Consider the following 9527-nt stretch of genomic DNA (forward strand, 5'->3'; position numbering starts at 1 on the left):
AGGGTCAAGGGCGTGCCGAAGCCGCTCAGTCTTGCTTTCGATCCCATCGCGCGCGCCGATGAACTCTGGCAGCAGCGCTGGGGAGCCGTGCCGTCGATGTCCGCGATCACCTCGATCATGCGGGCCCACCAGATCCTGCTCTCCGAGGTGGACGCGGTGGTCAAGCCGTACGGCCTGACCTTCGCGCGTTACGAGGCGCTGGTGCTGCTGACCTTCTCGAAGGCGGGCGAGCTGCCGATGTCGAAGATCGGCGAGCGGCTGATGGTGCACCCGACCTCGGTCACCAACACCGTCGACCGGCTGGTCAAGTCGGGTCTGGTCGCCAAGCGGCCCAACCCCAACGACGGCCGCGGCACCCTCGCCACCATCACCGAGAAGGGCCGCGAGATGTGCGACGCCGCCACCCGTGACCTGATGGGGATGGACTTCGGTCTGGGCGCCTACGACGCCGAGGAGTGCGCGGAGATCTTCGCCATGCTCCGCCCGCTGCGGGTCGCCGCGGGCGACTTCGCCGAGGACTGACCGGGCCCGCCCACCGGAGCCCCGTCAGGCCGCCCACCCACGCCCGACCTGGCCGTTCTCACGCGCCCCCGATCTTCGCCGCCACGCCACGGGGGTGGCGAAGATCGCCCCAGGAGGTCCGGTTACGCTCGGGGGCATGAAGCCCAGTGTCCTGACCCGCTACCGGGTGATGGCCTACGCCACCGCCGTGATGCTCCTCGTCCTGTGCGCCTGCATGGTGGCCAAGTACGGCTTCGGTGCGGGCAAGGACCTCACCCTCGTCGTCTCCCAGATCCACGGCGTGCTGTTCATCATCTACCTCGTCTTCGCCTTCGACCTGGGCTCCAAGGCGAAGTGGAAGTTCGGCAAGCTGCTGTGGGTGCTGGTCGCCGGCACCATCCCGACCGCCGCGTTCTTCGTCGAGCGCCAGGTCGTCGCCGAGATCCGCCCGCAGCTCCAGGACGGCACACCGCAGCCGGTCAAGGTCTGACCGCGCCGCACCCCACCCGCGCCACGCGCCCTCCCCGCCCGGGGACGGGCGCGTTCGTGCTGTTCAGGGCGGGTGCGGAACCCGTAGGGGAGTAAATGGGGGAGTGATCAGGGGACACGGCAGGCGCTTGCCATCGACAACTACTAGGACGTCCTAGTAAATTCAACGGTATGGACGCCGACGCGATCGAAGAGGGCCGCCGCCGCTGGCAGGCCCGGTACGACTCCGCCCGTAAGCGCGATGCGGACTTCTCCACACTCTCGGGTGACCCCGTGGAGCCCGTCTACGGCCCGCGCCCCGGCGACACCGTCGACGGCTTCGAGCGGATCGGCTGGCCCGGCGAGTACCCCTTCACCCGCGGCCTGTACCCCACCGGCTACCGGGGCCGCACCTGGACCATCCGCCAGTTCGCCGGCTTCGGCAACGCCGAGCAGACCAACGAGCGGTACAAGATGATCCTGGAGGCGGGCGGCGGTGGCCTCTCCGTCGCCTTCGACATGCCGACGCTGATGGGCCGCGACTCCGACGACCCGCGCTCGCTCGGCGAGGTCGGCCACTGCGGCGTCGCCATCGACTCCGCCGCCGACATGGAGATCCTCTTCAAGGACATCCCGCTCGGCGACGTCACGACCTCGATGACGATCAGCGGCCCCGCGGTCCCCGTCTTCTGCATGTACCTCGTCGCCGCCGAACGCCAGGGCGTCGACCCCGCCGTCCTCAACGGCACCCTTCAGACGGACATCTTCAAGGAGTACATCGCCCAGAAGGAGTGGCTCTTCCCGCCCGAGCCGCATCTGCGGCTGATCGGCGACCTCATGGAGCACTGCGCGGCGCGGATCCCCGCGTACAAGCCGCTCTCCGTCTCCGGCTACCACATCCGCGAGGCCGGGGCGACGGCCGCGCAGGAGCTGGCGTACACCCTCGCCGACGGCTTCGGCTACGTCGAGCTGGGCCTCAGCCGCGGCCTGGACGTCAACACCTTCGCCCCCGGCCTCTCCTTCTTCTTCGACGCGCACCTCGACTTCTTCGAGGAGATCGCCAAGTTCCGCGCCGCACGCCGCATCTGGGCCCGCTGGATGCGCGACGTCTACGGCGCGACCAGCGAGAAGGCCCAGTGGCTGCGGTTCCACACCCAGACCGCCGGGGTCTCGCTCACCGCCCAGCAGCCGTACAACAACGTCGTCCGCACCGCCGTCGAGGCGCTCGCCGCGGTCCTCGGCGGCACCAACTCCCTGCACACCAACGCCCTCGACGAGACCCTGGCGCTCCCCAGCGAACAGGCCGCCGAGATCGCGCTCCGCACCCAGCAGGTGCTGATGGAGGAGACCGGCGTCGCCAACGTCGCCGACCCGCTGGGCGGTTCGTGGTTCATCGAGCAGCTCACCGACCGGATCGAGGCCGACGCCGAGAAGATCTTCGAGCAGATCAAGGCGCGCGGCGCCCGGGCGGTGCCCGACGGGCAGCACGCCATCGGCCCCGTCACCTCCGGCATCCTGCGTGGCATCGAGGACGGCTGGTTCACCGGCGAGATCGCCGAATCCGCCTTCCGCTACCAGCAGTCCCTGGAGAAGGGCGACAAGAAGGTCGTCGGCGTCAACTGCCACCACGGCTCGGTCACCGGCGATCTGGAGATCCTCCGCGTCAGCCACGAGGTCGAACGCGAACAGGTCCGCACCCTCACCGACCGCAAGGCCGCCCGCGACGACGCCCGCGTCACCGCCTCCCTCGACGCGATGCTCACCGCCGCCCGCAACGGCGGCAACATGATCGAACCGATGCTGGAGGCGGTCCGCGCCGAAGCCACCCTCGGCGAGATCTGCAACGCCCTGCGCGACGAGTGGGGGGTCTACACGGAGCCGGCGGGGTTCTGAGCGGAGCGTGGCCGTCCGGCCGCGCCCTCGCCCATGACCAGGCGTTCTCCCGGAACTTCGGGGTAGGTGCAGGCAGTTGTGTGCCCCTCGTCGTACCGGGAGAACGCGTGAAGAGAACAGTCCGTACCGTGTGTGCCGCCTCCGCCGCCGTGCTCGCGGCGGCGTTGCTGGGCGGGTCCGCCGTCGCGAGCGCCGAGCCATCCGCGCCGGAGGGGGCGGGCGGCCGACCGGCCCGCGTCCAGGACGACTTCGACCCGCTCGGGCCCGACGTCCACGCCGCCCGACTCGCCTCCGGGCGGACCGCGCACTACATCGACGACGGGCCGCGCGACGGCCGCCCGGTGCTCTTCATCGGCGGTACGGGCACCAGCGCCCGCGCCGCCCACATGACCGACTTCTTCCGCTCCACCCGCGCATCGCTGGGGCTGCGGCTGATATCCGTCGAACGCAACGGCTTCGGCGACACCGCCTACGACCCGAAGCTGGGCAAGGCCGACTTCGCCGAGGACGCCCTCGCGGTCCTCGACCGCCTCGGCGTCCGGAAGGTCTCCGTGATCGCCATCTCCGGCGGCGGCCCGTACGCCGCCGAGCTGGCCGCCCGGGCCCCGCAGCGCATCCAGGCGCTGCACCTGGCCGCCGCGCTGCCGCCGTACGGAGCCCGGCCCGCCTACTGCGCCCTGTCGGACGAGCAGTTGACCGCCGCCGTCAAGAAGCAGATCACCGACCCGCGCGTCTGGTGGGCGTTCCCCGACGACAGCCCGGTGCAGCAGATCCCCGGCTTCGCCGACACCGCGTACGAGGAGGGTGCCCGCACGTACAACCAGCGCGGGCAGCAGGCCGATCCGGCGCCTCAGGTCCATGAGCAGCGGCTCTACTGCGAGCGGCCGGGCCCGGACCTGTCGCGGCTGACCGCGCCGGTGTACCTCTACAGCGGCAAGAAGGACACCACCGTGCCGCCCGTCACCCTCGCCGCCTGGCGGCACCACCTGCCGGCCGCGCCGGTGGTGCGCTCGTACGCGGACACCGGGCACGACGTGCAGTACCGCCACTGGGACCAGATCCTGGTCGACCTCGCGGGCCACGGCGACCGCACCGTCATCTGCCACCGCGGCCACAGCGCCATGGCCCCGGCCGCGGAGGCCCGCCGGCTGCTCGCGAAGGGAAGCGCCACGCTGGGCAGTTGCGCCTGGCGGGAGAAGAAGTAGCGGGGGAGGGGGCCCGGGGGCGGGGTGCCGGGGGCTGGGTGCTGGGTGCCTGGCGCCGTCGAGTGCCGCCGGATGGAATCGTTAAATCCGCTGGTCCGGCGGGTAGTTGGCCCCCAAGGGGGGCGCCGAACCCCTACGGGATGAGCCCTACGGGCCCGCGGCACAACGTCGCCCCTACAACTCCCGCCCCCGCCCCCGCCCCCTCACCCCAACCCCGCCAGCCCCGCCAGTCCCGTCAGCAGGATGGTGGCGAGGCGGCGGGCCCAGACGGCGTCGACGGGTTCCGCGGAGACCAGGGTGCGGTGGACGACCGTGCCGGCGATGACGTCGAAGATCAGGCCCACGGTCTCGGCGGCGGCGCGGGTGCCGTCGTGGTCGGGCGGGTCCGGGGGGAGTTCGCCGCGGTCCTGGGCGCGTTCGCGGCCCAGGATCACCAGGCCCATCTGCCGGTCGACGATGGTGGTGCGGATGCGCTCGCGCAGCGCCGCGTCGGCGGTCGACTCGGCGACCACCGCCATCAGCGCCGTCTTCGTCTCCGGCCGCTCCAGCAACCGGCCGAACTGCAGCACCACGTCCTCGATGTCGGCCTGGAGACTGCCGCGGTCGGGGAGTTCCAGCTCGTCGAAGAGGACCGCGACGGCGTCGACGACCAGTTCGTTCTTGTTGGCCCAGCGCCGGTAGAGCGTCGTCTTGGCGACCCCGGCGCGGGCGGCGACATCGCCCATGGTGAACCGGCCCCACCCCAGATCGACCAGGGCGGCCCGCGCCGCGTCGAGGATCGCGCGGTCGGTCTCGACGCTGCGCGGGCGGCCCGTGCGGCGTTTCCGGGGGCAGGAGTGCGGCATGCGGGCGACCATACCGGCCGGTAGCTCCGCTGCCTCTGGTGAGGCAGATCACGGCTGCGGCTGCTCGGCGGGGGTGTCGTCGCGGGACCACCAGTAGTTACGCTACGGGTCGTAGCGTAAGAGCGACGATCACATCGGCCCGGGTGGGGACCCGCGGCCACGCAGGGGCCCCGCGAGGGGCCGGAATCGGGCGCCAGGCCCGGCCGTGCACCGCATCCCGGCGGAGTGTACGGACGGCCGGAGCACCCGGGAAGAGGATCCGGTGCGGCCCTCGGGCCGGATTTTCGGCATCGCTTTCCGGAACGGGCCGTTCAGGGGGGAGGATGGACCCATGCAGCCACGCAACATGTCCATGAGCGGAGTCGTCGACCTCGCAGCGGTGAAGGCCGCCGGGGAGGCGAAGCAGAAGGCCGAGCAGGCGCGCGCCGAAGCGGCGCGCACGGGCGCGACGCCCGCCGCCGGTACCCCCTTGGTGATCAACGTCGACGAGGCGGGGTTCCAGCAGGACGTCCTGCAGCGCTCCACCGAAGTGCCGGTCGTCCTCGATTTCTGGGCCGAATGGTGCGAGCCGTGCAAGCAGCTGGGCCCGCTGCTGGAGCGGCTGGCCGGTGAGTACGCCGGGAAGTTCGTGCTCGCCAAGGTCGACGTCGACGCCAACCAGATGCTCTTCCAGCAGTTCGGCGTGCAGGGCATCCCCGCCGTCTTCGCCGTCGTCGCCGGGCAGCCCATCCCGCTGTTCCAGGGTGCGGCCCCCGAGGCGCAGATCCGCCAGGTGCTCGACCAGCTGATCCAGGCCGCCGAGCAGCAGTTCGGCATCGTCGGTGCCCCCGTCGAACCGCAGGCCGCGGACGCCCCGGCGCCCGCCGAGGCCCCGGCCGGTCCGTACGACGCGGCGCTCGCGGCCGCCGGTGCCGCGCTGGACGCCGGTGATCTGGGCGGTGCGGTGCAGGCGTACAAGAACGTCCTCTCCGACGACCCCGCCAACCCCGAGGCGAAGCTCGGTCTCGCCCAGGCCGAACTGCTGCGCCGGGTGCAGGACCTCGTCCCCGCGGACGTCCGCAAGGCCGCAGCCGAGAGCCCGGCCGACGTGCAGGCGCAGATGCGTGCCGCCGATCTCGATCTCGTCGGCGGTCATGTCGAGGATGCCTTCGGCCGTCTCGTCGACACGGTCAAGCGCTCCGCCGGTGACGACCGGGAGACCGCGCGGGTGCGCCTCCTCGAGCTGTTCGAGGTGATCGGCACGGACGATCCGCGGGTCGTCTCGGCGCGTACCGCGCTGGCCCGGGTGCTCTTCTGACGGCTCCTCGAAGGCCCGCCCGCCGACCGGGGCGTACACCGGACGGGTGAAACGATCAGCGGCCACGCTTTACCAAATCTTGGTAATCGTGGCCGCTGTTACTCGTAGTAAGTCCTGCGGGGTGATGTGTCGGCGTATCGCCGGGATTGCCCCGTATTTCCGGGTCGGGCGCGGCAACGCTGTGTGCCTGCGTGATATCGCTCGGTCGCACCCCGGTGATCTGCCCGTTACCCGCAAGTAACGAACCCCTTGTGCGGCGGCGTGGAATGCACCACGATCGGCCACGCTCGGTCCATTTCCGTAGTGCGGCAGCCGGTCGACACCGCGGGCAGATGGGTCCCCACCGAGTGGGTCGGCGGCCCCTGTTGCCGACCGTGGGCAGGGGGGTCTCGGCCATCAACGGCAGGGCCTGCCCAGGAGGTTGCGCGAGAGCGTGGCCAGTGGTTGTCGCTCGGGGGTGAACGCCGGTATTCGGAACGCCATGCGCCTTTCGAGCACGGGCGCTCTCCTTCCCGAGGACGTAGCACTTCTCCCATCCCGGGTACCGCGGAACTCGACCGAGTCCGCCGGTGCCGGAGATGTACGTCCGAGAAGGAGGAAAGTCATGGAGTCCCTGGCTCGTGGCGGGACCAGATGGAAGCGGTTCGCCGTCGTCATGGTGCCCAGCGTCGCGGCGACCGCCGCGATAGGCGTCGCCCTGTCGCAGGGCGCCCTCGCGGCATCGTTCAGCGTGTCCGGCCAGCAGTTCAAGGTCAGCACCGACCGGCTGGACGGCACCGGCTTCGTCCAGTACGGAGCGGTCGACGCCCAGAAGGACGGCAAGCAGGTACCGGTCGCGGTCTCGGCGTTCTCCGACGCCAAGATCAAGAACCTGTGCCAGTCGGTCGTCGTACCGGTGCCGGTCTTCGGCGATGTGTCGATGAAGCTCATGGCGGGCGGCGGCAGCACGCCGGTCGAGGCGAAGAACCTCTACATCGACCTCGATCAGCTCAACGCCGATGCGACCTTCCAGAACATCAACATCGGTGTGGCGGCGGGTTCGACGTCCAAGGGCCCCGGCATGAAGAAGGGCGACAAGGCCGATCCCGGCTCGTTCGCCCAGGAAGCCGACACGGCCACGCTGACCGGCGTCAAGCAGACGGCGTGGGCGACCACGGCCGGCACGTTCAAGCTGAGTGGCCTGCAGATGAAGGTCACCAAGGGCAAGAGCGAGTGCTACTGACGCGCTGAGCGTACGGGCGCGGGGGGCGGGGCCGGTGGCCGCGCCGTGGCGACCCCGCGCCTGTCCGCGAGGGCGTCAGCAGTCACGTCGTCCAGCCCAGAACCACCGTGCGCGCCGCGTGGATGCGGGGCCGAGCGAAGCGAAGGTATGGCATGAGCGCCGATACGCGACCACGACTGAACGAGAACTTCGGACGGAAGCGTCTCGTGTTCCGGCAGTGGCGCGGGCAACGCCCGTTCTGGGCCGGTCTTCTGACGCTGCTGGCCGGTCTGCCGATCATGTACTTCCCCTACGCCAATCTCACGATCGGCTCGCTGACCGTGCGCATGGCGACCACCGCCGGCGCCGGATCGCTGATCATCGGCGTGCTGCTGGTCGTCCTCGGTCTGACCCTGTGGTTCCAGCCGGCCTCGCGGGTCTTCGCGGGGGTGGCGGCCATCCTGCTCTCCCTCGTCTCCCTGGTCGTCTCGAACTTCGGTGCCTTCCTCGTCGGCTTCCTGCTGGGACTGTTCGGCGGGGCGCTCGGTGTCTCCTGGGCGCCGGGCCGGGCGACGGAGGGCGACGGGCCGCAGGGCGCGCGGGCCGCGGCGGCGGTCGGCGGGCAGCCGGCGGTGGCCGGGGCGGCCCCGGGGCCGGGCGACGGACTGGACGACCTGTCAGGAACGAGCCCGACCAACGGAACGAACGGGAGGCACCGTGCCGGGTGACGAGCTGCACGAGAACGCAGCCGCCGGGGCGAGATCCGGACCGAGGCACGCGGCACCGAAGAAGCCGCTGCTGACGCGGTTCCATGTGCCCGCAGGCAAGGCGATAGCCATCGCCGCGATGCCGTCCGCCGTGCTCATGGGCATGGGGTTCACACCCCAGTTGGCGGTGGCCAAGCCGGCGCCCAAGAGCCCCTTCAAGGACGGTCCGTGCGTCACCGCTCCGGACCAGCAGGAGCAGGAGGCGCAGGCCAAGGAGAAGGCCGCCAGGAAGAAGGCCGCGGAGGAGAAGGCCGCCAAGGACAAGAAGGCCGCCGAGGACGCCAAGGCCGCCGAGGACGCCAAGGCCGGGGAGAAGGAGAAGGCGCCGGAGCCGGGCACGCCGTCGCCCGACGCCTCGCCGTCGCCGTCCGGCTCCGCGTCCGGCGGCAAGGACACCGGCTCCGCGCCGTCCCCGTCCGCCACCCCGTCGCCGTCCCCCACGGACGACGAAGGGAACCCCTGGTACGACCCGCTGGGCTGGGGCAAGAAGATCGAGGACGCCTTCCACCCCGGCGGTACGAAGGACACCGGCGAGGACGCGGCGTCGCCGGGCCCGAGCCCGTCCGCGACGCCGGAGCCCTCGAAGGCGTCGGCCCCGGCGAAGCCGTCCGCACCGAAGCCCGCCGATCCGGCGAAGGACACGGCGGACACCTCCGCGGATCCTGCGCAGGACGCGGGGGACGCGGCGGGCAACGCCACCGACGGGAAGGACGACGCCACGCCCACGGCCGGGGCGACGGCCGATCCCGGTGCGCCGGACGCGGACGGGAAGAAGCCGTTCCCGTGTGTCGTCGAGAAGAAGTCGGACGGTACGGACGAGCAGCCCCCGGCCGCCGTGCCGGAGGGCCCCTGGCACCTGGAAGCCACCTCGCTGACGCTGAAGGACCTCGACTACAAGGGTGTGGTCAACCTCCGGACGCCGAGCGGGCGGACCAAGCAGGCGCTGAAGTTCACCGCCGGCGGTATCGACATCGGTGATCTGCACCAGATCGTGGACGGGCCGAACGGCCTGAAGTACCACGTCCGGTCCACGCCCGGCTCCACGTCGACCATCCGCGACGGACAGGTCACGCTCTACACCGAGCGGCTCCAGGGCAACCTCTTCGGGCTGATCCCGATCGTCTTCGACCCGGAGCACCCGCCGCCCATCAACATCCCGTTCGCGTTCTTCACCAAGGTGAAGCTCGCCCAGGCGGGACAGTTCGGCGGCACCCTGCATGTCCCCGGGCTCCACGAGACCATCGAGAACAGCTGAGACGGCAGGAACCGGGAAAAACGGCGGTGGGGGGCCCCCCGCGCGAAGGGGGGGGAAACCCCGCTGTGTTTTTTCAGCGGCAGAGACACCCTCCC

The 9527-nt window shown here is 71.1% G+C and carries 9 protein-coding genes; 8 read left to right on the plus strand and 1 reads right to left on the minus strand.

What is annotated here, in order from left to right:
• The first annotated feature begins 12 nt into the window (after positions 1 to 12).
• From ACZ4U4_RS09000 to ACZ4U4_RS09015, 4 genes are all read left to right on the plus strand, one after another.
• A complete protein-coding gene (locus ACZ4U4_RS09000; RefSeq protein WP_467870604.1) occupies positions 13 to 522 on the plus strand; it encodes a MarR family winged helix-turn-helix transcriptional regulator in 510 nt (169 codons plus the stop codon).
• A 136-nt stretch (positions 523 to 658) separates the two neighbouring features.
• On the plus strand, positions 659 to 991 hold the full coding sequence (locus ACZ4U4_RS09005; protein ID WP_143939954.1) for a DUF3817 domain-containing protein: 333 nt from the start codon (positions 659 to 661) through the stop codon (positions 989 to 991).
• A gap of 170 nt (positions 992 to 1161) precedes the next feature.
• A complete protein-coding gene (locus ACZ4U4_RS09010; protein WP_467870607.1) occupies positions 1162 to 2862 on the plus strand; it encodes an acyl-CoA mutase large subunit family protein in 1701 nt (566 codons plus the stop codon).
• A 128-nt stretch (positions 2863 to 2990) separates the two neighbouring features.
• Positions 2991 to 4067, plus strand: a complete 1077-nt coding sequence (locus tag ACZ4U4_RS09015; RefSeq protein ID WP_467870609.1) for an alpha/beta fold hydrolase — start codon at positions 2991 to 2993, stop codon at positions 4065 to 4067.
• A 203-nt stretch (positions 4068 to 4270) separates the two neighbouring features.
• Here ACZ4U4_RS09015 and ACZ4U4_RS09020 read toward each other — a convergent pair whose 3' ends face one another.
• Positions 4271 to 4912, minus strand: a complete 642-nt coding sequence (locus ACZ4U4_RS09020; RefSeq protein WP_467870612.1) for a TetR/AcrR family transcriptional regulator — start codon at positions 4910 to 4912, stop codon at positions 4271 to 4273.
• A gap of 331 nt (positions 4913 to 5243) precedes the next feature.
• Between ACZ4U4_RS09020 and ACZ4U4_RS09025 the strand changes: the two genes are divergently transcribed.
• From ACZ4U4_RS09025 to ACZ4U4_RS09040, 4 genes are all read left to right on the plus strand, one after another.
• Entirely contained in the window at positions 5244 to 6209 is a 966-nt protein-coding gene (locus tag ACZ4U4_RS09025; RefSeq protein WP_467870614.1) for a tetratricopeptide repeat protein, read from the plus strand.
• A 604-nt stretch (positions 6210 to 6813) separates the two neighbouring features.
• Complete coding sequence (locus ACZ4U4_RS09030; protein ID WP_391640197.1) at positions 6814 to 7431, plus strand: DUF6230 family protein; 618 nt, start codon at positions 6814 to 6816, stop codon at positions 7429 to 7431.
• 152 nt (positions 7432 to 7583) lie between these two features.
• Entirely contained in the window at positions 7584 to 8138 is a 555-nt protein-coding gene (locus ACZ4U4_RS09035) for a DUF6114 domain-containing protein (protein WP_467870618.1), read from the plus strand.
• Positions 8128 to 9432, plus strand: a complete 1305-nt coding sequence (locus tag ACZ4U4_RS09040) for a hypothetical protein (RefSeq protein ID WP_467870620.1) — start codon at positions 8128 to 8130, stop codon at positions 9430 to 9432. Before ACZ4U4_RS09035 ends, ACZ4U4_RS09040 begins: the two co-directional genes overlap by 11 nt.
• Positions 9433 to 9527: the final 95 nt, after the last annotated feature.

This window comes from Streptomyces sp. NPDC029159 (assembly GCF_055564055.1).